This is a genomic window from Rhizobium sp. M1 (assembly GCF_002531805.1).
Classification (GTDB): domain Bacteria; phylum Pseudomonadota; class Alphaproteobacteria; order Rhizobiales; family Rhizobiaceae; genus Rhizobium; species Rhizobium etli_C.
The window spans coordinates 285935-312374 of record NZ_NWSW01000001.1; the positions used below are offsets into that span (position 1 = coordinate 285935).

The following is a 26440-nucleotide window of genomic DNA, read 5'->3' on the forward strand; positions in this document are numbered from 1 at the left end:
GGATCAGACCCGATCGGCAGCGGCGACGTTCAGCGATCGATAAAGATCGACATAACGTCCGGCGACAATATCCCAGGAATAGCCGCGCACGGCGTCGACCAGCTCGGCGCGAACGACATCCGGTTGGCGCGCGAGTGTTTCATAGGCCGCCTCGATCACTGTCGCGGCGGTCTCCGGATGGGTGAAATCGGCTAGCCTGATGACAGGATGCCGGCCGGCAAGCATTGTAAAGGCGTCATTGGCATTCAGCACCGGCAGCAGGCCGGCGCTCATCGCTTCCAGCGCCACCAGCCCGAAACCTTCATACTCCGAGGCGGAGGCAAACAGCGAGGCCTCGGCGATGATGCGCCGGATGGCGCCGTTGTCGGGCGAGACGTGCAGGGTTACGCGGCCGGCAAGGTTGCGGCCTTCGATGGCGGCTTCGACATCGGCCCGGTTCAGGTCGGATTCGGCCCCGACGATGTCGAGATGCCAATCCGCATCGCGGCTCTGCAGCACGGTCATCGCGTCGAGCAGATGGTCCAGTCGCTTGTTTACCGAGAAGCGGCCGATGGTGACGATGCGGCGCCTTGGCCGCTGCGACGCGCTATTGGCGAACTTGCCGATATCGGCCCCGTTTTCGATCAGCAGGCTGTCGGGTGCGATCGCGGAAAACTGCTTGAGATCGGAGGCGCTGCAGCAGACGACGCGCCGGTAGGCCAGTGCCGAAGCGCGGGTCAGCGTGCGGAACCAGATCTTCTTGATCGCGGCGTATTTCCGGGTGTGGAAGAAGCCGCCATGGGTGGTGACGATCATCGGCTTGCGATGCAGCAGCCGGCCCCAGGAGAGCACGTCGAAGAAGAAGTCGATGGCATGGACATGCACGAGATCGGCATCGGCGAGATGGCGGAAAACCCGGGGCGCCAGCGGATAACGGCTGCTGCCGGACCAGGGAATGCGCACCACCTCGATGCCGTCGATGTCTTCGCGCGCCGGCAGTTTATCCTTCGGTGCGGTGAACAGGGAATCGAGTGTGACGACGCGAACGCGATAACCGCGCCGGACGGTCTGGCGGGCAAGATTGGCGACCACATCTTCCAGGCCGCCGCGATTGGGCAAAAACTGGCGCACGACATGGACGATCAGCGGCGCCGTTTCCGGCTGCGGCCTCTCGCGCACCCTGTCTGCCTCAACGATCGCCATTTTCCACCTATCGCTGCGCGTGCCAACTCGTGTTGGCGCGGATTTATAGCAACGACCAGATACCCCCGGCGTTAAGGCGTGGTTGCAGCGGCGTCCTCCGGAGGCGATTCTTCTCGAAAAAGGTTAACCGTGTCTGACGGGAATTCAGAACGCCTTGAAGGTCAACGTCGTCAGTGAGCGGACGATGCCGGGAATATTGGCGAGGTTGTCGTTGATGAACTTGCCGATGTCCTGACCTTCCTCGATGTAGACCTTCAGCAGCAGATCGTAATCGCCGCTGGTGGAATAGAGCTCCGAAACCAGTTCGGTCCGGTAGATGGCGTCGGCGACCTCATAGGTTTTGCCGGGGGCGCATTGGAGCTGGACGAAGATCGGCTTCATGGGATTTCCTGCAGAGGTTGTTTGGCTGATATAATGGTCGAAAGCGCCATGCCGATGCAAGCCGTTCCTCACGCAGCCGGATTGGCGGCGGCTTCCGCGACGATCCAGTCGCGAAAGGCGGCAAGCGGCGCATAGTCGGCGCGTTCGCGCGGAAAGGCGAGATAATAGCGCTCGCGGCTCTCCATCTCCCGATCGACGGCGGCGACAAGATCGCCGCGCTTGAGCTCCTCCTGCATCAGGAATGTCGGCAGCAGGGCGACGCCGAGACCGGCGATCGCCGCCTGCGCGGCGGTGGCGAACTGGTCGAAGAGCATGCCGTGCACGCTTTCGAAGGAAACGCCGTTGCCGGCGAACCACTGCTCCCAGGCATCCGGCCGCGTCGTCAGATGCAGAAGCGGAACAGCGAGCAGATCCTGCGGTTCCGAAATCCGGTGTTGCTTCAGAAAGTCAGGGCTGCAGGCCGGCACCGTGCGCTCCGACATCAAAAAGGCGAGCTCGGCGCCAGGCCAGTGCGGATGACCGAAATGGATCGCGGCATCGATCGAATCGAGGCGGAAATCGAAGGGTGAAAGCCGGGTCACCAGATTGATGGTTACGCCGGGATTGGCGGCAAGGAAGCGCCCGAGGCGCGGCGCCAGCCAGCGCGTGCCGAAGGTCGGCAGGATGGCGAGATTGAGCGTGCCGCCATGCGGATTGGCGCGCAGGTTCAAGGAGGCACTGGAGATGCGCCGCAGCGCCTCGCGGATTTCGCGGGCGTAGCTGTCGCCGGCCAGCGTCAGCCGCATGGTCTGGCGTTCGCGCAGGAAGAGCTCGACGCCAAGCTGCTCCTCCAGCGCGCTCACCTGGCGGCTGACGGCGCTTTGCGTCAGATCAAGCTCGCGCGCGGCCGCCGTGACGCTGCCGGTGCGGGCGACCGCCTCGAAGGCGGCGAGATGTGAAATCGACGGCAGAAAGCGCCTTGAGCCAAGCATGATCATTCCGTTTCAGAATGAGCTATTTCCGAAATAGCGATATTTCGGGCTTCGCGGCGGTTGTAAAGAGTTTCATCCTGCAAAAACGGAATGAGCCGGAGTTTTCAATATGCCGCAAGCCTTCGTTTCCACTGACCGCATCCGTTCGCTTTTCACCGAGGCGATGTCGCAGATGTACCGGACGGAGGTGCCGCAATACGGCACGCTGATCGAACTGGTCGCCGATGTGAATGCCGGCTGCCTCGAACGCGATCCGGCTCTGCGCGAGCGCCTGGCTCGCGCCGGCGAGCTCGAACGCATCGATGTCGAGCGTCACGGCGCCATCCGCCTCGGCACGGCGGACGAGCTTTTCACCATCCGCCGGCTGTTTTCGGTCATGGGCATGCAGGCGGTCGGCTATTATGATCTTTCGGTTGCCGGCGTGCCGGTTCATTCCACCTGCTTCCGGCCGATCAACGAGGCGGCACTCAACGTCAATCCGTTCCGCGTCTTCACCTCGCTGCTGCGCCTGGAACTGATCGAGGACGAAGGACTGCGCAGCGAAGCCGCAGCCATTTTGGCAAAGCGGCGCATCTATACGCCGCGCGCCGTCGCGCTGATCGAGCGTCACGAGCAGAATGGCGGTCTGACGGAAGCGGAAGCGGCGGAATTCGTCGCCGAGGCGCTTGAAACCTTCCGTTGGCACGGCGAGGCGACGGTCAGTGCCGAAACCTACAAGCGCCTGCACGATGCGCATCGGCTGATCGCCGACGTCGTCAGCTTCAAAGGGCCGCATATCAATCATCTGACGCCGCGCACGCTCGATATCGACGCGGTCCAGGCCCGCATGCCGGAACGCGGCATCACGCCGAAGGCCGTCATCGAAGGGCCGCCGCGCCGTCATTGCGATATCCTGCTGCGGCAGACGAGCTTCAAGGCGCTGGAGGAGGCGATCGTCTTTGCCGGTGACGCGGAAGCCGTTCAAGGGACGCATACCGCCCGTTTCGGCGAGATCGAACAGCGCGGTGTGGCGCTGACGGCCAAGGGCCGGGCGGTCTACGACCGGCTGCTCGCCTCGGTTCGCGGCGAGGTGCAGGTCGGCGCCGGCGGCGCCAAGGCCGGCGCTTACGATCAGGAACTCGCCGATCGTTTCAAGGCGCTGCCGGACAGCTGGGACGAGTTGCGCAGGCAAGACCTGGCCTTCTTCCGTTATTCCGCCACGTCAGAAGGCATTGCCGCCGCGATCAACGGCACGCTGGCCGGCGATCCGGAAGCGCTGATCGCCAAGGGTCACCTTGCCTTCTCGCCGATCGTTTACGAAGACTTCCTGCCCGTCAGCGCGGCCGGCATCTTCCAGTCGAATCTCGGTACCGATCAGCAGCAGAATTACGCCACGCGCTCGAACCGCGACGCCTTCGAGGCCGCACTCGGCGCCACCGTTCAGGACGAGCTGGCGCTTTATGCCGAGCGCCAGGCGGCATCGCTGGATGCAGCGATGGAAGCGCTCGGCCTTGCCGGCCTGCAGCTGAAGACCGTTGCGTGAAATGCGCGCTTCAACGCTTCATCATATGGGTTAAACTACCGCGATTTCGTTCCGATCGGACTGAACCATGCTGAATGATCCGCGCTCCCACGGCCTCTGGGAAAAGACCGCAGCCGAACCGCCTGTCACCTCGCCTCTCGCAGGCGCGGTATCGGCCGACGTCGTCATCGTCGGCGGCGGCTACACCGGCCTCTCCTCCGCTCTGCATCTTGCCGAAGCCGGCTCGAAGGTGGTGTTGCTGGAGGCAAAGGAGATCGGTTTCGGCGGCGCGGGGCGCAATGTCGGCCTGATCAATGCCGGCATGTGGGTGATGCCCGACGATCTGCCCGGCGTGCTCGGTCCGCTGCATGGCGAACGCCTGCTCGAGCTGCTCGGCAATGCGCCGAAGCTGGTCATGGAACTGATCGACAGGCACGGGATTGCCTGCGAACTCGAACGCAACGGCACGCTGCACTGCGCGGTCGGGGCGGAGGGGCTGAAGGAGATCGAGGAACGCGCGGCGCAATGGTCGGCGCGCGGCGCACCCGTGACGCTGCTCGACGCGGCGGAGACAGCCAGACGCATCGGCAGCGACGCTTATACCGGTTCGCTGCTCGACATGCGCGCCGGAACGCTGCAGCCGCTGGCCTATGCACGCGGCCTTGCCCACGCCGCCGTCAAGGCGGGCGTCGTCATCCATACGTCGAGCCCCGTCATTGCAACGGAGCGCAACGGCAGCCGCTGGACCGTGAAGACGAAAGGCGGTGAGGTCAGCGCGGACTGGATCATCGTCGCGACCGATGCCTATAGCACCGGCCCCTTCGAGCAGGTGCGCAACGAGCAGGTCTATCTGCCCTATTTCAACTTCGCCACCGTGCCGCTCGGCCACAATCTGCGCCAATCGATCCTGCCGGGGCGCGAAGGCGCGTGGGATACCAAGGACATTCTGTCCTCCTTCCGCATGGACCAGGCCGGGCGTCTCGTCTTCGGCAGTGTCGGGGCGCTGCGCAATACTGGGCTTGCCGTGCACAAAGGCTGGGCCAAGCGCGCCCTGAAGCGGCTCTTCCCCGTGATCGGCGATGTCGAATTCGAATGCGAATGGTACGGCCAGATCGGCATGACCGACAATGCGCTGCCGCGCTTTCATAAATTCGCCCCCGGCGTCATCGGCTTTTCCGGTTATAATGGCCGCGGCATTGCCCCCGGCACGGTTTTCGGCCGGACACTGGCCGAGCATATTCTCGGCCGGCTTTCGGAAGCCGATCTGCCGCTGCCGCTGACCTCGCCCACCGAACCGAGCTTCCGGGCGCTTAAGGAACTATGGTACGAAGCCGGCGCTCAGGTCGCCCACTTCGCCGATGCCCGCTTCTGAGAAGCGAAACGCGCTTCTGGAATAACAAGATTGGAACCACGACAATGAACATCGCCGTCCTCGATCTCGCCACCGAAACCGCCAAGCTGCTCGCCGAACTCGGCGTCGACGCCGGCCGCTATCACGGCGGCACCCTTTCCGTCACCTCGCCGGTGACGGGCAAGGAAATCGGCAAACTCAGAGAGCACACCGTTTCCGAGACGAAGGCGGCGATCGAAGAGGCGCACAAGGCTTTCCTCGAATGGCGTTCCGTTCCGGCACCGAAGCGCGGCGAGCTGGTCCGCCTGCTCGGTGAGGAGCTGCGCGCCGCCAAGACGGCGCTTGGCCGTCTCGTCTCGATCGAGGTCGGCAAGATCACCTCCGAAGGTCTGGGCGAAGTGCAGGAGATGATCGATATCTGCGATTTCGCCGTCGGCCTGTCCCGCCAGCTTTACGGTCTGACGATCGCCACCGAGCGCTCCGAGCACCGGATGATGGAAAGCTGGCACCCGCTCGGCGTGGTCGGCATCATCTCCGCCTTCAACTTTCCCGTCGCCGTCTGGTCGTGGAATGCGGCACTTGCGATGGTCTGCGGCAATTCCACCGTCTGGAAACCTTCGGAAAAGACGCCGTTGACCGCGCTTGCCGTGCAGGCGCTGTTCGAGAAAGCACTGAAGCGCTTCGTCGCCGAGGGCGGCACGGCGCCGGCCAATCTGTCGACCTTGATCATCGGCGGCCGTGAGGTCGGTGAGGTGCTGGTCGATCATCCGAAAATCCCGCTCGTATCCGCCACCGGCTCGACCGCCATGGGCCGCGCCGTCGGCCCACGCCTGTCGCAGCGTTTTGCCCGCGCGATCCTCGAACTCGGCGGCAACAATGCGGCGATCGTCTGCCCGAGCGCCGATCTCGACCTGACGCTGCGCGGCGTCGCCTTCTCCGCCATGGGCACGGCCGGTCAGCGCTGCACGACGCTGCGTCGTCTCTTCGTCCATGAAAGCGTCTACGACCAGCTGGTGCCGCGCCTGCAGAAGGCCTACGGCTCCGTCACCATCGGCAATCCACTCGAAACCGGCACGCTGGTCGGACCGCTGATCGACGGCCAGGCCTTTGAAAAGATGCAGGCGGCACTCGGCGAAGCGGCTTCGGCCGGCGGCAAAGTGACCGGCGGCCAACGCGTCGACAACGGTTCGGCCGATGCCTTCTATGTTCGCCCCGCGCTCGTCGAAATGCCCGATCAGACCGGACCGGTCGAGCACGAGACCTTCGCGCCCATTCTTTACGTGATGAAATACAGCGATTTCGACGCGGTGCTGGCCCTGCACAATGCCGTGCCGCAGGGGCTGTCCTCGTCGATCTTCACCAACGACATGCGCGAGGCGGAAACCTTCGTCTCGGCGCGCGGTTCCGATTGCGGTATCGCCAACGTCAATCTCGGCCCTTCGGGCGCCGAGATCGGCGGCGCCTTCGGTGGCGAGAAGGAGACCGGCGGCGGACGCGAATCCGGCTCCGATGCCTGGAAGGCCTATATGCGCCGCGCCACCAACACGATCAATTACGGCAGCACGCTGCCGCTCGCGCAAGGCGTCAAGTTCGACGTCGAATAAGTGCAATAGCGAGAGAGGCGGCGCTCGCACAGCGTCGCCTTTCTTGACTGAATTGGGGCTTATCCCCTCGTGATATGAAATATTTCGTCAAGATATTGTGATGCGTTTTTCGCGGCGACCAAACTTGAAATAGCTAGTCAAGAAAAATATACGCCTCTTACCCCTCGGGGTGACATTGCCATGGAGGCCATCATGACTACTGCTCTTAATCGTTTTTCCCAGGTGCTGGGGTTTGCCGCTTCGCTTCTCTCCGCCACGGCGCTCGCCGGCAGCGCCAATGCGCAGGATGAGGGCCTCGTCGTCTACAATGCTCAGCATGAAAGCCTGGGCCGCGAATGGATCGATGCCTTCACCAAGGAGACGGGCATCAAGGTCACCATGCGCCAGGGCAGCGACATGCAGTTCGCCAACCAGATCATTCAGGAAGGCGACGCCTCGCCGGCCGATATCTTCCTGACCGAGAATTCGCCGGCGATGACGCTGGTCGATGGCGCAGGCCTCTTCGCGCCGGTCGAAAAGGACACGCTGGATCAGGTTCCCGATCAGTACCGCCCGGCCGACGGCATGTGGACCGGCATTGCCGCCCGCACCACCGTCTTTGCCTATGACAAGACGAAGCTCACCGAGGACAAGCTGCCGAAGTCGATGCTCGACCTCGCCGATCCGGCCTGGAAGGGCCGTTGGGGTGCGGCGCCGGCCGGCGCCGACTTCCAGGCGATTGTCGCGGCGCTGCTGCAGCTCAAGGGCGAAGACGCCACCAAGGCATGGCTGAAGGGCCTCAAGGACAATGCCACCCCCTACAAGGGCAACAGCGTCGCCATGAAGGCGGTCAATGCAGGCGAAGTCGAAGGCGCGGTCATCTATCACTATTACTGGTTCGGCGATCAGGCCAAAACCGGCGAGAACAGCAAGAATGTCGGCATGCACTACTTCAAGAACCAGGATCCGGGCGCTTTCGTCAGCGTTTCGGGCGGCGGTATCCTGAAATCCACCCAGCACATGAAGGAAGCCCAGGCTTTCCTGAAGTTCATCACCGGCAAGGCCGGCCAGGCGGTTCTGAAGGACGGCACGTCCTACGAATATGCCATCGGCAAAGATGCAGCCTCCAACGGCAAGCTGGTCCCGCTCGCCGATCTCAACGCGCCGAAAGTCGAGGCTTCGACGCTGGACAGCAAGAAGGTCGTGGAGCTGATGACCGCCGCCGGCCTGATCTGACACTTCTGCCGCAGGCTTGCAGCGGCCAAAACTATTGCTTTTGGCTCAAGAAAACCTTAGGGCATGACGAAATCCGGCAACCGTCCTTCAAAGGCGGTTGCCTTCCTTTTTCAGCGTGTAAAGGCATCGGCCTTGCTGCAGGACAACAGATTGCTCGCATCCGGTAGCGAGGCGCCGGCCGCGCCGGGGACCGTGCGAATGGTTTTGCCGCGCGGGCGCATACCGCACGCATCCGTCATGCTCCTCGCCACCGCGGTCGCACTGTTCAGTCTCGTGCCGCTCGGCTTCATCGGCTGGATCACCTATGATGTCGGCTGGGAAACCGTGAAGGCGCTCGTCTTCCGGTCGCGCGTCGGCGACCTCCTCATCAATACGGTTCTCCTCGAATCGATCACCATTCCGCTGTCGGTCGCGCTGGCCGTGACGCTGGCCTGGCTGACCGAGCGGACGGATGTTCCTTTCGCCAGGCTGTGGGCCTGGCTGGCGATCGCGCCGCTCGCCGTGCCGGCCTTCGTGCACAGCTATGCCTGGGTCAGCCTCATTCCCGGCATGCGCGGCCTGCAGAGCGGCGTCTTCGTTTCGGTAATCGCCTATTACCCCTTCCTCTATCTGCCGGTCGCCGCAGCCTTGCGCCGCCTCGATCCCGCCATCGAGGATGCCGCCGCGTCGCTCGGCCTCAATCCCTGGCGTGTCTTCTTCCGCGCCGTGCTGCCGCAACTGAGATTCGCCATCTACGGCGGCTCGCTGCTGATCGCGCTGCATCTGCTTTCGGAATACGGTCTGTTCGTCATGATCCGGTTCGACACTTTCGCGACGGCGATCGTCGACCAGTTCCAGTCTTCCTACAACAGCCCGGCCTCCAACATGCTCGGCGGCGTGCTCGTCGCCTGCTGTCTTTTCCTGCTGGGCCTCGAAGTGCTGCTGCGCGGCAACGAACGTTATGCCCGCGTCGGCGCCGGCTCGCCGCGTCCGGCCGATCGCCGGCGTCTCGGCTGGTTCGTAGTGCCGGCCATCGCGCTGCCCGTCGTCCTGGCGGTGCTGACGCTCGGCGTACCGCTGGTGACGCTGGGCCGCTGGCTCTATCTCGGCGGCAGCGAGATCTGGCGTATCGAGGTCGCCAGCGCCTTCCTGCAGACGATCGTGCTCGCCCTTGCCGGCGGCGTGCTGGCGACGATAGCCGCAGCCCCGATGGCGTGGCTGTCCGTGCGTGCACCCGGCCGCTTGCAGCGCCTGCTCGAAGCCTGCCACTATTATGTCGGCTCGCTGCCGGGTGTCGTCGTGGCGCTGGCGCTGGTGACGATCACCGTGCGCCTGATGCTGCCGCTCTATCAGACCTTCGCAACCCTGCTCGTCGCCTATGTGATGCTTTTTCTGCCGCGCGCCATGGTCGGGCTGCGCACCAGCATCGCCCAGGCGCCGGTGGAGCTGGAGCGCGCCGCGATGGGTCTCGGCCGCACCCCCGGCCAGGCGGTGCGGCAGATCACCATGCGGCTTGCAGCGCCCGGAGCCGCCGCCAGCGTGGCGCTCGCCGCACTCGGCATCACCAATGAACTCACGGCGACGCTGATGCTTTCGCCCAATGGCGTCGATACGCTGGCGACGAAATTCTGGTCGCTGACCAGCGAAATCGATTATGTCTCCGCCGCCCCCTACGCCTTCATGATGATCGTGCTGTCGCTGCCGCTCACCCTGACGCTCTATACGCAATCGAAACGGACCGCCGGCCAATGACGCTGCTTACGATCGAGAACATCAGCAAGCGTTACGGCCCGGTCCAGGCGCTGAAGGATATTTGCCTCGCAGTGCAGGCGGGCAGCCGCACCGCAGTCGTCGGGCCGTCCGGTTCGGGCAAAACGACGCTGCTGCGCATCATTGCCGGCTTCGAGCAGGCCGATGCCGGCAGGGTGACCCTGGATGGCGACGTGCTGGCGGACGGTCCGGCCGCGGTGCCGGCCCATAAACGCGGCATCGGCATCGTCTCGCAGGATGGAGCGCTGTTTCCGCATCTGAGCGTCGCCGAGAATATCGGCTTCGGTTTCGAGAAAGGGGCTGTGGATCGCGAGAAGCGCATCGTCGACCTGCTCGATATGGTCGAGCTCGATCGCGGCATGCTGGCGCGGCGCCCGCACCAGCTTTCCGGCGGCCAGCAGCAGCGCGTCGCACTTGCCCGCGCGCTCGGCCGCAAGCCGCGGCTGATGCTGCTCGACGAGCCGTTCTCGGCGCTCGATACCGGCTTGCGTGAAAACATGCGCAAGGTGGTGGCGCGCGTGCTGCAGGCAGCCGGCATTACCGCCGTTCTGGTGACGCACGATCAGGAAGAGGCGCTGAGCTTTGCCGATCAGGTGGCGGTCTTAAGGGAAGGGCGGCTGATCCAGGCCGGATCGCCGCAATCATTGTATCTGCATCCCAGGGATCGCGAGACGGCGCTGTTCCTCGGCGATGCGGTGTTGTTGCCCGCCATCATCCGAAACGGCCAGGCCGATTGCGCCCTCGGCCGCGTCGCCGTCGACGGCAGCCGGCAGGGCAAGGCGGAGATCATGCTGCGGCCCGAACAGATCCGTGTCATTGCCGATGAAAGCGATCGCGATCATGGCGGACGTGTCGTCGAGGTGGAGTTCGGCGGCGCGGTCTGCACCGTTGCCGTTTCGCTCGATGGCGTTGCCCTGCCGCCGATCCGGATCAAGACCTCGAGCGTCGCCCTTCCCTCGCGCGGCGATCTCGTTCGCCTCGATATATCAGGCAAGGCGCATGTCTTCGAACGGTAAAATCAGCCGACCTTGCGTACCAGCTCTTCCGGTTCGATGCCTTCGAGCCAGCCGCCGGCAAAACCGGCGCGCTCGAGGCCGAGACGGATGACCGGCGACTGCCGCATCAGTCTCCAGATGAAGTCGGAGCGCTCGTTTTCGACGGTCATGACGACAAGACCCTGGTCGATGCCGACGGTGCGATCGTCGACCCAGCCTTCCGGCCGCTTCGTCTTGACCGTCGGGTTGAAGCCGCCGGGAAAGCCGCCCTCCAAGAGCAGGTTCGGATAGCTGGTCAAAAGTGCCTTGGTGCCGTCGAGAGCCGCCTGCCGGTCGTAGGGCAGGCAGGCGAGGGCCGCCCAGGGCGCGATCGTCCCGTCATCCGGGCCGAGCGGCGCGCCGCGCGCGGCATAACCCAGAACTTTCGGCTGGCGGCCGCCGCGCATGCGCCGGGTCGGCGGCGGGCCGTCGCAAGCGGAAAAACCCCAGATATTCCTGTTGTAGCCGACGAACTGGCCGGGATTACGCTCGGCATAGTCACGCTGGACGTTGATGACCACCTGCGTGTTGCGGAAATAATCCCAGTTCCGCTCCGCCATCGGCCTGTCCCGAATGCCGCGGAAATCAATCCAGGCATGGGAGAACAAATGGATGAACAGCGGGCCGGCATAGAGATAGGGCTGTTCGCCGTGCATCATCCAGGAATAGCTGGACGTGAAGGCGTCGTAGCACGATTGCGGGATGGGATGCGTCGGTGATGCCAGCGCCAGGGCATAGAGGATGATCGCCTCGTCGAAGCCGTGATAACGCCAGCGCAGAAAGCCCGACGAGGGCTTCCAACCCATGGAAATGGTGTCGCCCTTGTTCAGCGCCCAGCGCCAGTCGACGCGTTCGTAGATGAAGGTCGCGAGCTCACGGATTTCGGTCTCGGTCTCGTCCTGGCGATCGAAATATTGCGCTGATGTCAGGATACCGGCAACCAGCAGCGCGGTGTCGATGGTCGAAAGTTCGCTGTTCCAGGCGCGGTTGCCGGTGTCCATGTGCAGGAAATGGTAGAAGAAGCCGCGGTGGCCGGTCGCATGACGTTCCTCGCCCTGGCGCGCCTCGGCAAAGAAACGCAGCGTATTGACGGTGCGTTCGGCCGCCTCCTTGCGGGTGATCCAGCAACGTTCGACGCCAACGGTATAGGAGGAAAGCGCAAAGCCGACGGCCGCGATGCTCGCCGGCACGCCGCCGATCGAGGTATCCGCCACCAGGCCATTCTTGGGATTGGAATATTTCAGGAAGTACTTGAATGCCGAATACTGCAACCTGTCGACCAGGGCGGCATCAATGTCTTCAATCCGTTGCAGCATAGGCTCCTACCCAACTGTTGCATCGCCCCCATGGTTGAACATGAGGGCCGTCCCCCGGCAAATCAAACCTTTTTGATTCGCAAGGATAAGAGAACACAAACGACGGGTATCGGTCGTTAACAATTATCGGTGAAATAATATCTAGCATAAGTCATATAAGCGGTGCAGCAAAAAGAGGGCGCCGCGCCGCGGCGGCACAGCTTATCTCCCGCAATACTTGTTGCCTCACGGCGCCCTGCGAAGCGGTCGCCTATCGGCCGATCGCATAGGCCTGCATCAGGCGCGGGGTGGCTGCGGCGCGCATCAGCCCGTCGGCATCGCGCCGTGCGGCAGTCAGCCGGCCGATCGCCCAGGCGTCGGTAATCGTCAGCTTGTGACCCTTCCGGGCGAGCGCGCCGAGCACATCCGAGCCAAAGCTCTCTTCCGCCATTAGGCTGCCGGGCTCGTGGGTGCGCGGATAGAAGGAACTCGGAAAATGGGCGGTATGAAAGAGCGGCCGATCGATCGCCGCCTGCAGGTTCAGCTTGTGATGGACATGGCGCAGGAAGAAAGAAAGCTGCCATTGCTCCTGCTGATCGCCGCCCGGCGTGCCGAAGGCAAGGGTCGGGCGGCCTTCATAGAGGCCGAGTGACGGCGTCAGCGTCGTGCGCGGCCGTTTCCCCGGCGCAAGCGAGGTCGGCAGGCCCGGCTTCAGCCAGAACATCTGCGCACGGGAATTGAGGCAGAAGCCGAGGCCGGGCACGGTCGGCGAAGACTGCAGCCAGCCGCCGGACGGGGTAACGGAGACCATGTTGCCGTGACGATCGATCACGTCGATATGCACGGTGTCGCCGCGCTTTTCGGACAGATGCGCCATGGTGGGCTCGTAGACGGCGCCGGTCTTGGAATCGGCGCCGAGCATATTCATCGTCAGATCACGCTGTGCCTCGAAGCCCGGAACGATGCCGGGGCGAAGATCGAAGGAGGCGTCCGCGCCGATCAGCTTGCGGCGTTCGGCAGCATAGATCTCCGACAGCAGATGCGCGACGGGGATCTCGGAAAAACCGGGATCGCCGTAATAGACCTCGCGGTCGGCGAAGGCGAGCTTCATCGCCTCGACGACGGTGTGAACGAACTCGGCCCCATCCGGGTTCATCGCGGCGAGGTCGAAATCTTTCAGGATCGACAACGCCTGCAGGAAGACGGGACCCTGGCCCCAGGGACCGGTCTTGGCGACGGTCCAGCCGTGATAGTCATAGGTCAGCGGTTCCTCGATCGTCGCCGACCAGCCCGCCATGTCGTTGGCGGTCAAAACGCCCCTGTGGCGGCTGCCGCTTGCGTCCATCACTTCGGCGGTCTTCAGATAGGCGTCGATCTTTTCGGCGATGAAGCCGCGATAGAAAGCGTCGCGGGCCGCCTGCACCTGTGCTTCCCGACTGCTTTTTGCCTCGGCTTCGGCAATGACGCGCTTCCAGGTTTCGGCAAGCGCCGGATTGCGGAAATTCGCATGCGGTTCGGGGACACATCCGCCCGGCAGCCAGGTCTCGCGGGACGTCGGCCACTCCTTTTCAAAGAAAGCCGCAAGTCCCTTGATGGTCGCCGAGACGCGCGGCAGCAAGGGATGGCCGTGCTCGGCGTAAAAGATCGCCGGTTCCAGCACCTCGCGCACGCTCATCGTGCCCGTAGTCGTGCAGCATCAGCATCCAGCCGTCGAAGGCGCCGGGAATGACCGTTGCAAGCAGGCCATCGCCGGGGATCAGCGTCAGGCCTTCGCGTCTATAGTGCTCGATCGTCGCGCTCGCGGGTGCAGGCCCCTGGGCTGAGATGACCTCGACCTTGTCTTTCTTCCTGGAATAAATCACCGCCGGCAGATCGCCGCCGGGGCCACAGAGATGCGGCTCGACGATCTGCAGCACGAAGCCGGTCGCGACTGCGGCATCAAAGGCATTGCCACCCTTTTCGAGAATGCTCATACCGACCGCGGAGCCGATCCAGTGGGTCGACGTGACGACGCCGAACGTGCCGAGAATTTCAGGTCGGGTGGTAAATCCGGTCATGCCGAACATCCTTTTTGGGAAAGCATCTCTCGCCGGCGTCGGTGAAATCTTAAGCCTGCGGTGAGCGCGCGGAGTGGAAGACCTGCGGCTCGAAGGCAAAATCCTTGTCGAAAGGATAGGTCGGATGTTGTTTGCGCAGTCGCGGCAGGCGTTCGACGAACTGATCGACCACGCCCTCCGACAGCGCCATCAGGTTCGGATTGGCGATCGGGGCCAGTTCCGGCGAGAGATAACCCGATTTGACGACGATGATTTTGGCGGCATGCGGATCGAGACCCAGCCGGGCGAAATCGACAATATTGTGGTAGGGCCGGCGTTTGGCCGACAGCACGAGATCGATGCCGCCGGTCGAAACCACCGCCTGACGATCGGCCGGATCCGAGGTTTCGTGCAGGAACCGGACGATGAAGCGGCCCACGACCGGCCTGCTGCCCTTGGTATCGAGCGAGGCGCCGACACTGAGTTCCAGCTCGGTACCCACGCCTGCGGCGTAACAGGCTTCGGTCGCCGCCTTGTCGGTGATGCCGGCGAAGACGACACCGCTGGCGTTTCTGGAGATCAGCTCGGCCAGGACATCGGCTCGGTCCCCGACGCCGCCGCCGGTCGGGTTATCGCCGGATTCGGCGAGCACGACAGGAGCCGTGGGGCTGGCGATGGCTCTCGCGACGCATTCCTCGACCGATCCGGTCTCGCAGCCGAAGACAAAATTTTCACGGGCATCCCAATAGGCCTGGGCGAGGCGTTTGGCCTCACGCTCGAGCACGGCCCGATCGGTGCCGGTCATGATCGCGGCAGCCGTGGCGCGCGGCTCGTCGGCCCAGACGTAGCCGACCATCAGCGACGCATCCCAGACACCGTCAATCGCATCGATTTCGGGCAGCATGGCATAGAGGCTCTTAGCCGGCTCATCGACGGTGCTCGTGCGTTCGCCGGGCAGCACGACCGGGATCGGCGCCCAGAGAACAAGCGGTCTGACCCCTATTTTCAGGCTCTTCACCAGCATGGCGACCGAGCGGCGCATCGTCTCCTCGACATCGATATGCGGCGCCGTGCGATAGGTCGAGTAGATGTCGAGCGCATCGATGATGCGCTGAGTGACATTGCCGTGCAGGTCGTAGCTCGCCGAAACGGTACATTGCTCGCCAACCAGCGCGCGGGCGGCACAGATCCAATCGCCTTCGGCATCCTCCATGCCGTCCACATACATGGCGCCGTGCATGGCAAGATACAGACCGTCGAGCGGCAGAAGCGGCTTCAGCCGCTCGAGAAATTCGCTCTTGAAGCCTTCATAGGTGGCGCGCGAAACCGGCCCGCCGGCAATGGCCCGGACATGGATCGTCGGCAGAAATTCGCCATCATAATCCTTCAGAAAGGCAAAATAGGACGATTCCAGCAGCCCCTCTCCGCGCAACACCCGAAAGTCCTTTTCCTCATTCAGGACGGGATTGTATGTGCTGCATTCGATGTGAATGCCACCGACGGCGATGCGCATGAGAAACCTCGGTTGAAAGTGGGAGCAATAAGGACGTATGGGTGGCGATGAGATGAAGTTGAAGACGGAGGCGGTTTCTGCAGAGGTGCCCCCGCTATCCGAGCCTGATGATAGTTCACAAAACGAGCCGATCAACCGCGTTACATGACAAAATCGATCCGAGATGATCTGCCTTTGGGAACCGAGCCACGTCGACGAGCGGGCAAGGTACGGCTACGAGAGTTAGCGCCATTCCCCGACTAGGTCTTGGAGCTAGGCACCCCACGATTTCCTCGCTTGAGCAAAGAATCTACCAGCTCGCCGTGGTCAGAGGTCGCATCCCGAATATTACGCATTAATCGTTCTTCCTGGGCGGATCCTTCATATGGGCGGACGAGCACCATGCAATCGTCGCCGGCTCCGATTGCCATGTTCCCCCACCTGTTTTGGACGGGGTCAGTCTCCTCGTCATCAATGTGAACAATGAGGCCGTCAAAGTAGAAGCGAAAGGACGACACCCTGCTGTGTCCACTCTCGTCCGGATAGGTCTTTATCTCCTTTGTTGGCGTCGTGTTGTGCCAGCCGCCATCAGTTGAGAGCTGCATCAAAGTAACAGGAAAGACACTGATGGGATTGGGGTCGCCCGTCGCGACCATCAACCTGAGTCTTTCGAGGCGCTCTTGCGAGAGTACAATAGAAGTGAAGCCGATTTGCTCTGTAATCGCAGCACGCCAGAGGAGACTCAAGAAGAACAAGCGCAATCTCTGCGGATCTGACGGCGAGACTTTACGCATTCCCCAATCTTGGGTGAACCATTCAATGGATTGATCTTCAAGCAGCGCTGGACCATTCCACGAACTCCACAGAAGCTTCAACCTGCGCAGCTCAGAGATACCGTAGTCATCCAATCGCGACAGTATGTTCTCTCCGGTACGGGTAACCATGCGCGCGTCATACCAGCCGTCAAAACGCCTTCTCGGGATAACTCCTTCTCCGGTTTCGATACGCACTTCTCCGGGGTGTTCCGTGCGTGTTACAGCCTTGGGCAATAGATGGCTCCGGACTAATTTCCCCTCGGATCCCGTCAATCGACAAATCCCGTATCGACTCGAACTTTTGTTGGATGGTGACTTCATTTGTGAATCATCCGCACGTCAATGAAACCAGGTATGCTACTGCATCTGATACCCAGGAATAGATCGGAAGAATGCTTACTAGCCCGACGACAAAAGACCAGACACCAAGCCACGCCGGAATGCGCACGGCCGGGTCTGTGGCGTTTAGATACCACCGTAGTTGCTGATGCCACGACGCCAGCGACACCTTCATCTCCACTGCGCTGTCGAGCGCAACCTGCAGCTTGTCCCGCAGGTCAATATCCATCTGGATGATTTCTTCACCTCGTCGTGACCAAGAGCAGACACTAGCGCGGACTCCCCCGCGCATTCGAGCCGCAGTATCACAAAACGTCTTTTACCAAGTCGTCGTTTCCAGTGCGGGCGCACCCTATCTCTGCCGATGTCATCAAAAGGCGCTTTGGCTACCTTGAACCTATAAGTTTCCTCTCGCATCAAACCTGCCTCGTCGCATCGCCTGAAAAAATCCCTGACGTGCACGTTGTCATTGGGGGCCTCGCGAGGCGCATGGGTCTCTTCGTCGACGAGGGGAAACTGAAGTGCGCTGCTGTCGATAAGTAGCCACAAGGAATCTCTGAGCGTGTATAAGCCTTTAAACAAGAGCACGAATGGGTTGATGCGATTAACTACAAAAATATTTTCTACTGCAGCCGATTCCATCTAGCGCCCGCAAATGCTATCATCAGCGGGCGCTAGTAGATGGATGGTGCGCTCGGCCGGATTCGAACCGGCGACCTGGGACCTAGCAAGAACCTGCTCTATCCTACTGAGCTACGAGCGCTAAGGCTTTCAGCCAAGCGTCTGGATAGGTGGTCGAAGACCTGTTCAGACGCGAAAGCTTTGCCTGTCTGACTATTATCCTACTTTACCCTCCCTTCTGCAAGTCACTGACCGGATTCATCAATTTTGTATCCGTCCTCGTGGCGGGATGGCGCGCCACCGAAGTCATCGGAGGTGACAAATTCCACGCCGTCGATGATGTAACGGCCGTAACCGACACGACGCATGTGTCCCTTCCTCGTTAAATAACCGATGGCGTTGTAGACTTCCTTCGGAGTAGCATCGAGGCCCGCTTCGCGGACGGCCTCTTTGACATCCTCAACCGTAACTTCCTGCTTCCGTTGTACGAATCTTACCACGGTTCCCAGCACGTCCCCTGCACGCTCAACTGGAATAGGCCTGACGTATTCGGATATTGCAGCAAGAATAGCTTCCCGGCTTTCCTGAGTGACGCTTTCCAAAAGCGCTCTGATTTGATCCGCGATTTGTTGGGAATCGGAAGGCAGGCGCTCTTCTCGTGCGCCTGTGGACTTCGGGGAAAGTTTCGTCACCTCTGCCATGGGCAGAAGTATGCCACGACTCATACTGTTGAGTCGAATCGAATCGGCTCCGAAACCAAGCGCCGAGGTGAGCGGTTCCTTCCATTAAGAACGGCGGGTCAACAGCGCGCCAAGAGCCTGCGCGTAGCCCGGAGCTTTTCACGCGCCGCACCTCCCCCGTGCTTCCGCTGCGGGACAATAAAGTGTGGAGGAAGCCCTCTTATATGGCGCAAATGATTTTATCGAAATTTGGTGGAGCAACGCGAGGTCTGCCACGCTATCTGATATTTTGCATGTTATGGCGCCTCTACTTCCCGGCGCTTAAGATTGCGGTAATCCTATCCCCTCACGTCCTCTTGAGCCGACGCCCTGGTTGTGGTCATTTCCCGCCGTTTTGGATTGGGGTTTACTTATGGCTAAGATTCTAGAGACTGCGACAGTTATTGTTTCCGTCGCCGCGGCGGGTATCGCTCTGTGGCAGACTTTTCTATTGCGAGACCAAATCGTAGCTGCCGATCGCGCGAAGGCAATCGAAGCTGCTATCAGCGCTGGCGATGCTTACTGTAGCAAGATCGCAGAAACGCCCCTGCCTCCCAAAATGCAGACCTATCGAGCCAAGGATGGGCAACTTGTGATTCGTCCGATCCTGTCAGAGGTGGCTGCGCTGCCGGAAGATCAGCAGCAAGCGTTTAACGAACAAGCAGAAAAACTGTCCAAGACTGCGATGCTAAATTGGTTAACACTCGTCTTCTATGTAACCGGTGACAAAAGGCAAGCGGCTATAGATCAGTCGAATGCCATAAATTCTTATCAGACCCAAGCACGAAATCTCTATCTTTTGCCATCATCCAATACATGGAGAAACGATCTGATTGTACTTGGCGACAGGTGCACAAAAGACAATATCGAACAAATGGTCAAATTCCGCTCAAGCTAAACCCAGTGATCTGTCAGGTTCAGGTCCATTCTTACGCCACCGCAATCATTAGCCCTCCTGGAAGGCCATTGCATCCAGCGCTTTCTAAAGTGAAGATTCAACATCAGAGTCTTGGCCGTAAAGGCTGTAAGCGGCTTCATAAGAGCGAGGCGGCTGTGCTATTCGCTATGTGATGCACATCTCGCATGGCAGGAGTTTAATTTGCCCGGCATCAGCACGCCGGAACAGCGTCGTCTTGTGGCATCTCAGCGCCTGGAGTGGGCCCCAGCCAATTTCGACACCAGTATCTCAGATCGAGAGAAATCAGTAGATCACGGTAAAGTTTTACGGCTCAGCGTTCCATATGGCGGAGAGGGTGGGATTTGAACCCACGATACCCTTGCAGGTATGCCGCATTTCGAGTGCGGTGCATTCGACCACTCTGCCACCTCTCCGCGGTCAGGTCGGCGCTTGTTCGGCGCGGGCGTTCTCATAACGAGCATATGACAGGTTGGCAAGCCGAAATCTCAAGCTTTTCCATCCTTTTGCCTTGACACCTTTCTGTCACTCGCGTATCCCGCATCCGCAATAGGAGTGGAGTAATCCGCCCCTTGCCCGCCCCGCGTTCGCGCGGGGTTTCACCGGCAGACCAGAATTCCGGGCTAGCTCCCTGAAATCCCTGCTAACTTCGACTGATAAAAAGACGGCCACCTGCTTAGATGCGGGGAGCGCCGGAACGAACATGAAAGGATAAAAAATGTTCGCAGTCATCAAGACCGGCGGTAAGCAGTACCGAGTGGCAGCCAATGACGTGCTGACCATCGAGAAGCTTGAAGCATCCGCTGGCGACTCCATTGAATTCACCGAAGTGCTCGTGATCGGCGAAGGCGCCGACGCTGCGATCGGTGCGCCCTTCGTCACCGGCGCCTCTGTCAAGGCAGAAGTCGTCGAACAGAACCGCGGCAAGAAGGTCATCGCCTTCAAGAAGCGCCGCCGTCAGAATTCGAAGCGTTCGCGCGGCCATCGTCAGCATCACACGGTCGTCCGGATCACGGACATCGTGGCTGCCAAGTAAGATCAACGGGACAAGGTTTAAAGGAGAACTCCAATGGCACACAAAAAAGCTGGCGGTTCCTCGCGCAACGGTCGCGATTCCGAATCCAAGCGCCTTGGCGTGAAGAAGTTCGGCGGCGAAGCCGTCATCGCAGGCAACATCATCGTGCGTCAGCGCGGTACGCAGTGGCATCCGGGTTCCAACGTCGGCCTCGGCAAGGATCACACGATTTTTGCGCTTACCGCCGGCAATGTGAACTACCGAACGAAGGCCAACGGTCGCGTCTACGTGTCTGTCATGCCGAAAGCGGAAGCAGCGGAATAAGCCGGTAGCGCTCAAAAACAGCCGGCGTCTCATCGACCCGGCTGGCCGTACCAGGTTCAGTCCAGAAAACAGGGGAGATGGGGCGCCATCTCCCCTTTTTCTTTGTCCAAACAGGAGGACTGAACATGCAAGGCGAATTGTTGAGGGCAGACCAATCACGGTCTCCCCGGGAAGACCAGCGGTCTCCCATAGAACGGCTGAGGCCGGAACGGTTAAGGACCGATTGCCCTGTCTTGTTATCGGAAAGGCTCGTCATGCGCGCGCCCCACGAAGAAGACATCGACGCCCTTGCCCATCTCGCCAACAACGCCAAAGTCGCCACCATGGTATCGCGTATGCCGCACCCCTATACCGCCAATGATGCCGCCGACTTTGTTTGGCGTACGCGAAATGGCGAGATCGGCAAGTGCGTCTATGCCATCACCAAAGCCGAAAACGGCGCCTTTATCGGCTGCTGCGGCGTCGAGCCGCATGCCGACGGCAAGACCGTCGAGATCGGCTACTGGCTGGGCGAACCCTATTGGAACCAGGGCTATACGACCGAGGCCTGCCATGCCCTGGTCGATATGGTGTTCAGGACCCGCCAGGACGTCGACCAGATCGACGCCCGCTGCCGGGTGATGAACGTCGCCTCGCGGCGCGTCATCCAGAAGTGCGGCTTCCAGTTCCAGGGCTCGGGGCTTGCCGCCTCGCTGGCGCTCGGCAGCAACGTGCCTGTGGAATGGTACAGGCTCGACCGCAAGACCTGGATGTCGCTGAGAAGCTGGGGGAACATCGCATGAGCACGACCGCGCTGCAAAGGCCGGAGTTGAAGCCGTTGATGCCCGGCCCCGCGCCGGTCATCTCGACATCACGGCTGACGCTCCGCCCGCACAGGCTGAGCGATGCGCCTGCGATCGCGGAATCGCTTTCCGATTTCGCGGTCACGCGCATGTTGTCCCGCGTTCCCGCGCCCTTCGACCGGCAGGATGCGCTGGACTGGCTGATGCCGGTCACCTCGGGCACCCTGCCCGACTGGCCCCTGGCGATAACAGGTCAGGACGATGTCCATATCGGCAACGTCTCGATCGAGCTGCGCCACGGCCGCTGGCACCTCGGCTATTGGCTGAACCGCTACTACTGGCGGCGCGGCTATATGAGCGAGGCGGTGGCGGCGATCATCGAGCGCTTCTCGCGCCGCATGCCGGAGACGCCGATCCATTCCGGCGTCTTCGCCGACAACCCGGCGTCGCTGCGACTGCAGGAGAAGCTCGGGTTCCGCATGACGGGTTGCGGCGAAATCTATTGTTTCGCCCGCAACACCATGGTGTCGCACATCGAAACCGTGCTGCAGCCGGGTATGCTGCAGCCGCGGAAGGTGGCTTAATCAAAAAGGAGACGCCGCCGCCCGCGGCGGCGTCTCCGTCAATTTTCGATCTCGACCCAGAGCGGGAAATGATCGGAGCCGACGGATTGCGTGTCGATCCGGGCGGATTTCAACCGGCTCATGAGGCCGCAACTGACAAAGCAATAATCGAGATGCATGCGTTTGCCGTGATCCTCGGGATCCATCCAGCTGTAGCTCTCCGGGCGATAAGCTTCGAGCGCCGCAAAGGCGTCGACCGGCGTCCCGATCCTGGCGACGCGGCCGTAATATCCGCCGGCAGCGCCGGCAAGCGCGCAATATTCCGGCGATTCCGGCTCCATGTTGAAATCACCCAGAATGACGTAATCCTCCGGCAGCGGCGGCTCCGGCAGATCGAATTCGGCCGCCCCCGTCAGCGACCCGCCCTCCTGGACGAAAGCATTGATATGAGCGTTCAAAAATTGCAGCTGGCGGATGCGTTCGTCGGGCGAAACGTGGTCGAGATGGACGGAATAGACGCGGATCGCCCCCCCGGGCGCTGTGATGACCGCCTCGGTCGCGCCGCGCTGCGGGTTGATCTTGCCGAGCGTCCGGCTGCGCGGCAGAAGCAGCGTCCGGGTCGAGACGATCGGCCAGCGCGACAGCACCATATTGCCGAACTGAAAACGCGTGCCGGGTCCCGGCGCGGGCTTGCCTTGATCAGCCTCGACATGCAGGTCGCAGGCCGGCCCATATACCCAGAAATGGTCGGGAAAGAAGGCGGCAATACCGGCGACCATGTCGGCAAAACCGTTGCGCGAGAAGCCACGGGTCACCTCCTGCAGCGCGATGATGTCGGCGCCTTCGAGGCTCCGGGCAATGCGCGCGAGATCGTATCTGCCGTCGAGACCGAAGCCGTACTGTATGTTATAGCTCGCAAAATTCACGATAATCTTTGACCTCCGTCGGAACCGCCTATATCGAATGGGCCAAGACGGGCCGTCCAACTGCCACCGGATACTGGAAGTAAAATGAAATTTCTCGACGAAGCAAAGGTCTATATCCGATCCGGAGACGGCGGCGGCGGCAGCGTTTCCTTCCGGCGCGAGAAATTCATCGAGTTCGGCGGCCCCGATGGCGGTGACGGCGGACGCGGTGGCGATGTCTGGGTGGAGACGGTCAACGGCCTCAACACGCTGATCGATTTCCGCTACCAGCAGCATTTCAAGGCGACGATCGGCACCCATGGCATGGGCAGGAACCGCACCGGCGCCAACGGCAGCGACGTGACGCTCAAGGTCCCCGTCGGAACCCAGATCTTCGAGGAAGACCGGGAAACGCTGATCTGCGATCTCACCGTCGAAGGCCAGCGTTACTGCCTCGCCCATGGCGGCAATGGCGGCTTCGGCAACGCCCATTTCAAGACCTCGACCAATCAGGCGCCGGATTGGGCCAATCCCGGCCTGCCCGGCGAGGAAAAGACCATCTGGCTGCGCCTGAAGCTGATTGCCGATGCCGGTCTCGTCGGCCTGCCCAATGCCGGCAAATCGACCTTCCTGGCGTCGGTCACCCGCGCTCGGCCGAAAATCGCCAACTATCCCTTCACCACACTGCATCCCAATCTCGGCGTCGCCACCGTCGACGAACGGGAATTCATTCTGGCCGACATTCCCGGCCTGATCGAAGGCGCCCATGAAGGTGTCGGCATCGGCGACCGGTTCCTCGGCCATGTCGAGCGCACCCGCGTGCTACTCCATCTCGTCTCCGCCCAGGAGGAAAAGGTCGGCAAAGCCTATAAGACGGTCAAGCACGAACTCGAAGCCTATGGCAACCATCTCACCGAGAAGCCGGAGATCGTCGCGCTGTCGCAGATCGACGTGCTCGACGAGGCCGAGTTGAAAAAGAAGACGAAGGAACTGGCCAAGGCCTGCGGCAAGACCCCGTTCCAGATTTCGGCCGTCACTGGCAAGGGCATGACCGAGGTCCTGCGGGCGCTGCGCGATATCATCGTCGAAGAAAATGCCGAGGAAAAGCCGGCCAAGGTGCCGAAGCTCAGGCATCGCGACATGATCGTCTCCGAAGAGGACACGGGCGAGGATGGGGTCGATGACCAACCGTAAGCCGCTCGGCCGCTACCGCCGCATCGTCATCAAGATCGGCTCGGCCCTCCTCGTCGACCGCAAGGCCGGGCTGAAAAAAGCCTGGCTCGACGCCATGTGCGCCGACATATCAGGACTGAAGGCCAAGGGGATCGATGTGCTCGTCGTTTCCTCGGGCGCGATCGCGCTCGGCCGCTCGGTGCTCGACCTGCCTTCCGGCGCGCTGAAGCTCGAGGAAAGCCAGGCGGCCGCCGCCGTCGGCCAGATCGCGCTCGCGCGTGCCTGGTCGGAAAGCCTGTCGCGCGACGAGATCGTCGCCGGCCAGATCCTGTTGACGCTCGGCGATACCGAAGAGCGCCGTCGCTATCTCAATGCGCGCGCCACCATCAACCAGCTTTTGAAAATCGGCGCCGTGCCGATCATCAACGAAAACGACACGGTCGCGACCAGCGAAATCCGCTATGGCGACAATGATCGCCTGGCGGCCCGCGTCGCGACGATGACCGGCGCCGATCTGCTCATTCTTCTTTCCGATATCGACGGTCTTTATACCGCGCCGCCGCATCTCGATCCGAATGCGGCCTTCTTGGAGACGATCGCCGAAATCACCCCTGACATCGAGGCGATGGCCGGGGGTGCGGCTTCCGAGCTTTCCCGCGGCGGCATGCGCACCAAGATCGATGCCGGCAAGATCGCCACGACATCGGGCTGCGCCATGATCATCGCCTCCGGCAAGACCGACAGCCCGCTGTCGGCAATCGAGAACGGCGCCCGCTCCTCCTGGTTCGCACCCTCGGGCACGCCGGTGACCGCCCGCAAGATCTGGATCGCCGGACAGTTGCAGCCGGCCGGCGAACTGCATGTCGATGACGGCGCCGTCACCGCCCTCGGGGCCGGCAAGAGCCTGCTTCCCGCCGGCGTTCGCAGCGTTTCCGGCCTGTTCAGCCGTGGCGATACGGTGGCGATCGTCGGCCCTGAAGGTCGCGAGATCGCCCGCGGGCTTGCCAGCTACGATGCCGAGGACGCCCGCCGGATCGCCGGCCGCAAGTCGGCCGAGATCGAGGCCATCCTCGGTTATGCCGGCCGCGCCGCCATGGTCCATCGCGACGACATGGTGATGACCACACAGATCAGACAGAAATTGGAAAGGCAGAAGAAGGACGCGGCCCATGCCTGATACCGTTGCGCAAAGCCCTGACATTGACGCGCTGATGAACGACATCGGCCGCAAGGCGAAGGCTGCCGCACGACCGTTGGGCTTCGCATCCACCGAGGCGAAGAACCGCGCCTTGCACGCCATGGCCGATGCGATCCTCGCCAGCAAGGCGCATATCCTTGCCGAAAATGCCAAGGACCTGAGGGATATCGAAGGCAGCGAGACGCTTGCCTCCTTCGTCGACCGGCTGACGCTGAACGACAAGCGCATCGCCGAAATGGCCGAGGGAATCCGCGCCATCGCCGCCCTTGCCGATCCGGTCGGCGAAGTCATCGCCGCCTGGGACCGGCCGAACGGCCTAAAGATCGAGCGCGTCCGCACGCCGCTCGGGGTCATCGGCGTCATCTTCGAAAGCCGGCCGAATGTCACGGCGGATGCCGGCGCCCTCTGCCTCAAGGCCGGCAATGCCGTCATCCTGCGCTGCGGCTCGGATTCGCGTCGTTCATCGCAGGCTATCCATGCCTGCCTCGTCGACGGCCTGAAGGCGGCAGGACTTCCAGAGCATGCTATCCAGCTCGTTCCGGTCACCGACCGCGCCGCCGTCGGCGCCATGCTGCGCGGCCTGGACGGCGCGATCGACGTCATCGTGCCGCGTGGCGGCAAAAGCCTGGTGGCCCGGGTGCAGAGCGAGGCCCGCGTGCCGGTCTTTGCCCATCTCGAAGGCCTTTGCCACATCTATGTCGATGCCTCCGCCGATATCGAGATGGCGAAGCAGATCGTCGTCAATGCCAAGATGCGCCGCACCGGCATTTGCGGCGCGGCCGAAACCCTGCTGGTCGATGGCGCCGCGATCGGCACGCATCTGACGCCGCTGCTCGAGGTTCTCACCGAAGCCGGCTGCGAGATCCGCGGCTCCGCGACGGTGCTGAAGGTCGCCCCCGGCATCAAGCCGGCGACCGAGGAGGACTGGACGACCGAATATCTCGACGCGATCATTTCGGTCGCCGTCGTCGACGGCATATCGGGCGCCATCGCCCATATTCAGACCTATTCGTCGAACCACACCGAGGCAGTGATCGCCGAAGACCCCGCCGTCGTCGAGCGTTTCTTCACCGAGGTCGATTCGGCGATCCTGCTGCACAATGCCTCGACGCAATTTGCCGATGGCGGCGAGTTCGGCATGGGCGCGGAGATCGGCATCGCCACCGGCAAGATGCATGCGCGCGGCCCCGTCGGCGTCGAGCAGCTCACCTCCTTCAAATACCGGGTGCGCGGTGCCGGACAGACCCGACCTTGACGTG

At 62.0% G+C, this 26440-nt stretch carries 23 protein-coding genes, 2 tRNA genes and 1 pseudogene; 14 read left to right on the plus strand and 12 right to left on the minus strand.

Translation table 11 applies throughout. From position 1 onward, the window contains the following. Positions 1-3: 3 nt before the first annotated feature. From CO655_RS01395 to CO655_RS01405, 3 genes are all read right to left on the minus strand, one after another. Complete coding sequence (locus CO655_RS01395) at positions 4-1182, minus strand: glycosyltransferase family 4 protein (protein WP_097663551.1); 1179 nt, start codon at positions 1180-1182, stop codon at positions 4-6. A 144-nt stretch (positions 1183-1326) separates the two neighbouring features. Further along, positions 1327-1563 (minus strand): Lrp/AsnC ligand binding domain-containing protein, encoded by a 237-nt coding sequence (locus tag CO655_RS01400; RefSeq protein WP_097663552.1) that lies wholly within the window; start codon positions 1561-1563, stop codon positions 1327-1329. 68 nt (positions 1564-1631) lie between these two features. Next, positions 1632-2540 (minus strand): LysR family transcriptional regulator, encoded by a 909-nt coding sequence (locus tag CO655_RS01405; protein ID WP_097663553.1) that lies wholly within the window; start codon positions 2538-2540, stop codon positions 1632-1634. Positions 2541-2643: 103 nt separating this feature from the next. Here CO655_RS01405 and CO655_RS01410 point away from each other — a divergent pair, with 103 nt between their 5' ends. The 6 genes from CO655_RS01410 to CO655_RS01435 all read left to right on the plus strand — a co-directional run bounded on the left by CO655_RS01410 (position 2644) and on the right by CO655_RS01435 (position 10970). Next, entirely contained in the window at positions 2644-4056 is a 1413-nt protein-coding gene (locus CO655_RS01410) for a DUF1338 family protein (protein WP_097663554.1), read from the plus strand. A 67-nt stretch (positions 4057-4123) separates the two neighbouring features. Further along, complete coding sequence (locus tag CO655_RS01415; RefSeq protein ID WP_097663555.1) at positions 4124-5407, plus strand: FAD-binding oxidoreductase; 1284 nt, start codon at positions 4124-4126, stop codon at positions 5405-5407. 44 nt (positions 5408-5451) lie between these two features. Next, the gene (locus CO655_RS01420) at positions 5452-6990 is read left to right on the plus strand and encodes an aldehyde dehydrogenase family protein (RefSeq protein ID WP_097663556.1); all 1539 of its coding nucleotides are present in this window, start codon (positions 5452-5454) and stop codon (positions 6988-6990) included. Between the two features lie 192 nt (positions 6991-7182). Further along, positions 7183-8205 carry an iron ABC transporter substrate-binding protein gene (locus tag CO655_RS01425; RefSeq protein ID WP_097605992.1) on the plus strand — a complete coding sequence of 341 codons (1023 nt, stop codon included), beginning with the start codon at positions 7183-7185 and terminating at the stop codon, positions 8203-8205. A gap of 63 nt (positions 8206-8268) precedes the next feature. Beyond that, a complete protein-coding gene (locus tag CO655_RS01430; RefSeq protein WP_097663557.1) occupies positions 8269-9936 on the plus strand; it encodes an iron ABC transporter permease in 1668 nt (555 codons plus the stop codon). Beyond that, the gene (locus CO655_RS01435; protein ID WP_097663558.1) at positions 9933-10970 is read left to right on the plus strand and encodes an ABC transporter ATP-binding protein; all 1038 of its coding nucleotides are present in this window, start codon (positions 9933-9935) and stop codon (positions 10968-10970) included. The genes CO655_RS01430 and CO655_RS01435 overlap by 4 nt, the downstream gene beginning before the upstream one ends. Positions 10971-10972: 2 nt before the next feature. Here the strand turns inward: CO655_RS01435 and CO655_RS01440 are convergent, their stop codons facing one another. The 7 genes and pseudogenes from CO655_RS01440 to CO655_RS01470 all read right to left on the minus strand — a co-directional run bounded on the left by CO655_RS01440 (position 10973) and on the right by CO655_RS01470 (position 18287). After that, the gene (locus CO655_RS01440; RefSeq protein WP_097663559.1) at positions 10973-12304 is read right to left on the minus strand and encodes a glucoamylase family protein; all 1332 of its coding nucleotides are present in this window, start codon (positions 12302-12304) and stop codon (positions 10973-10975) included. 250 nt (positions 12305-12554) lie between these two features. Further along, a pseudogene (locus CO655_RS01445) lies at positions 12555-14340 on the minus strand (gamma-glutamyltransferase family protein). 49 nt (positions 14341-14389) lie between these two features. Next, positions 14390-15832 carry a M81 family metallopeptidase gene (locus CO655_RS01450; RefSeq protein ID WP_097663560.1) on the minus strand — a complete coding sequence of 481 codons (1443 nt, stop codon included), beginning with the start codon at positions 15830-15832 and terminating at the stop codon, positions 14390-14392. Between the two features lie 239 nt (positions 15833-16071). Then, on the minus strand, positions 16072-16860 hold the full coding sequence (locus CO655_RS01455; RefSeq protein WP_141514276.1) for a hypothetical protein: 789 nt from the start codon (positions 16858-16860) through the stop codon (positions 16072-16074). A 94-nt stretch (positions 16861-16954) separates the two neighbouring features. After that, positions 16955-17194 (minus strand): hypothetical protein, encoded by a 240-nt coding sequence (locus tag CO655_RS01460; RefSeq protein WP_097663562.1) that lies wholly within the window; start codon positions 17192-17194, stop codon positions 16955-16957. Positions 17195-17651: 457 nt separating this feature from the next. Then, positions 17652-17728: transfer RNA gene (locus tag CO655_RS01465), tRNA-Ser, on the minus strand. 103 nt (positions 17729-17831) lie between these two features. Next, on the minus strand, positions 17832-18287 hold the full coding sequence (locus CO655_RS01470; protein WP_141514277.1) for a hypothetical protein: 456 nt from the start codon (positions 18285-18287) through the stop codon (positions 17832-17834). Between the two features lie 391 nt (positions 18288-18678). Here CO655_RS01470 and CO655_RS01475 point away from each other — a divergent pair, with 391 nt between their 5' ends. Next, the gene (locus CO655_RS01475) at positions 18679-19203 is read left to right on the plus strand and encodes a hypothetical protein (protein WP_097663564.1); all 525 of its coding nucleotides are present in this window, start codon (positions 18679-18681) and stop codon (positions 19201-19203) included. Positions 19204-19547: 344 nt separating this feature from the next. Here the strand turns inward: CO655_RS01475 and CO655_RS01480 are convergent. Continuing rightward, positions 19548-19637 (minus strand) — tRNA-Ser (locus tag CO655_RS01480). Between the two features lie 302 nt (positions 19638-19939). Here CO655_RS01480 and rplU point away from each other — a divergent pair. From rplU to CO655_RS01500, 4 genes are all read left to right on the plus strand, one after another. Continuing rightward, the gene (gene rplU / locus CO655_RS01485; protein WP_016736254.1) at positions 19940-20257 is read left to right on the plus strand and encodes a 50S ribosomal protein L21; all 318 of its coding nucleotides are present in this window, start codon (positions 19940-19942) and stop codon (positions 20255-20257) included. A 33-nt stretch (positions 20258-20290) separates the two neighbouring features. Then, positions 20291-20560, plus strand: a complete 270-nt coding sequence (gene rpmA, locus CO655_RS01490; RefSeq protein ID WP_004127267.1) for a 50S ribosomal protein L27 — start codon at positions 20291-20293, stop codon at positions 20558-20560. A gap of 125 nt (positions 20561-20685) precedes the next feature. Beyond that, a complete protein-coding gene (locus CO655_RS01495; RefSeq protein ID WP_097663565.1) occupies positions 20686-21342 on the plus strand; it encodes a GNAT family protein in 657 nt (218 codons plus the stop codon). After that, a complete protein-coding gene (locus CO655_RS01500) occupies positions 21339-21926 on the plus strand; it encodes a GNAT family N-acetyltransferase (RefSeq protein ID WP_097663566.1) in 588 nt (195 codons plus the stop codon). The genes CO655_RS01495 and CO655_RS01500 overlap by 4 nt, the downstream gene beginning before the upstream one ends. A gap of 38 nt (positions 21927-21964) precedes the next feature. Here the strand turns inward: CO655_RS01500 and CO655_RS01505 are convergent, their stop codons facing one another. Further along, positions 21965-22831 (minus strand): endonuclease/exonuclease/phosphatase family protein, encoded by an 867-nt coding sequence (locus CO655_RS01505; protein WP_097663567.1) that lies wholly within the window; start codon positions 22829-22831, stop codon positions 21965-21967. Positions 22832-22915: 84 nt separating this feature from the next. Here CO655_RS01505 and obgE point away from each other — a divergent pair, with 84 nt between their 5' ends. The 3 genes from obgE to CO655_RS01520 are packed head-to-tail and all read left to right on the plus strand — an operon-like array spanning position 22916 to position 26436. Further along, the gene (obgE, locus tag CO655_RS01510; RefSeq protein WP_097663568.1) at positions 22916-24004 is read left to right on the plus strand and encodes a GTPase ObgE; all 1089 of its coding nucleotides are present in this window, start codon (positions 22916-22918) and stop codon (positions 24002-24004) included. Beyond that, entirely contained in the window at positions 23991-25160 is a 1170-nt protein-coding gene (proB, locus tag CO655_RS01515) for a glutamate 5-kinase (RefSeq protein ID WP_097663569.1), read from the plus strand. Before obgE ends, proB begins: the two co-directional genes overlap by 14 nt. Beyond that, on the plus strand, positions 25153-26436 hold the full coding sequence (locus CO655_RS01520) for a glutamate-5-semialdehyde dehydrogenase (RefSeq protein WP_097663570.1): 1284 nt from the start codon (positions 25153-25155) through the stop codon (positions 26434-26436). Before proB ends, CO655_RS01520 begins: the two co-directional genes overlap by 8 nt. Positions 26437-26440 lie beyond the last annotated feature (4 nt).